We start from the raw sequence: 666 nt of genomic DNA on the forward strand, positions 1-666 counted from the left end.
CATCGCGTTCAAGAATATGGGAAAGAAATCATTTCTGAACAGGTATTCGAGGAAATTCGAAAACATTTTAGCTAAAAAACTGCCGATTTCAATTTTGAAATCGGTATTTTACATGATGAAAAAATAAAGGATCTGGAAGGTGAGAGCACTGAAAAATACATTTAGGGTAATCCTATTTCTATCTGTACTGTCCGGTTTATTATTTTTATTTAAGGATAGGCTGGAAAGTGGAGTACTTGGATTTCTTAGTGTTTTGATTACGCTTTCAGTCATATTTATTGGCTTTGTAATCTTTTTGGAAAATCGCCATCCTACCCAAACGATAACATGGCTGGTAGTTTTAGGAAGCTTCCCGCTAGTGGGGTTTATTTTCTACTTGTTATTTGGTCGCAATTATCGAAAAGAAAAAATGTTTCGTAAAAAATATTTCCTTGATAAACAGGCATTTTTAACGGTAGAAGGTGACGATGACCCACGAAATGAAGAAAAACGAAAATTAATGGGTGAACATCAAGGAACATTATTTACCCTTGCCCAAAAACTAGGAAACAGTCCCATTTCTTTTGATACTGCCACAAAGGTGCTAACAAATGGAGAGGAAACTTTTCGTCATATCATTGCGGAATTAAAAAGAGCAAGGCATCATATACACTTAGAATATTACAT

General features: G+C 34.7%; 1 protein-coding gene and 1 pseudogene. Both read left to right on the top strand.

The genetic code is table 11. From position 1 onward, the window contains the following. A pseudogene (locus V7083_RS23885) lies at nt 1–75 on the top strand (adaptor protein MecA); the annotation flags it as partial. Nucleotides 76–148: 73 nt separating this feature from the next. Then, nucleotides 149–666: PLDc N-terminal domain-containing protein (locus tag V7083_RS22775; protein WP_335482381.1), on the top strand; the 518-nt coding region annotated here is incomplete at its 3' end.

The sequence above is a fragment of the Bacillus sp. JJ1764 genome (assembly GCF_036962145.1).
In the GTDB taxonomy this organism is placed as follows: domain Bacteria; phylum Bacillota; class Bacilli; order Bacillales; family Cytobacillaceae; genus Neobacillus.